The organism is Clostridium sp. CMCC3677 (genome assembly GCF_023845585.1).
Lineage (GTDB): Bacteria > Bacillota > Clostridia > Clostridiales > Clostridiaceae > Clostridium > Clostridium aquiflavi.
Genome location: NZ_JAMQHS010000150.1, coordinates 1 through 207 on the forward strand (window position 1 = coordinate 1; position 207 = coordinate 207).

General features: G+C 38.2%; 1 protein-coding gene. It reads right to left on the bottom strand.

All coding sequences use genetic code 11. The features are described from left to right. On the bottom strand, positions 1-207 hold a 207-nt coding region (locus NG901_RS17040; RefSeq protein WP_252217151.1), incomplete at both ends, for a restriction endonuclease.

Sequence of the window (207 nt, forward strand, 5' to 3'; positions counted from 1 at the left end):
CAAATTCTTTTGCTCCACTTGTATAACTAGAGGTCGTAATAAAAACTCCTCTATCAGCTCGCACACTTGCTAATGCACCATAAAATGATTGTATATCCGATCGATTTATTCTATTATCTTCTTTGTATCTTTTAGCTTGGAGATATACTGTACTCGTGCCAAGTGGGTCCTGATTAATAATACCATCAATCCCCCCGTCATTGGACC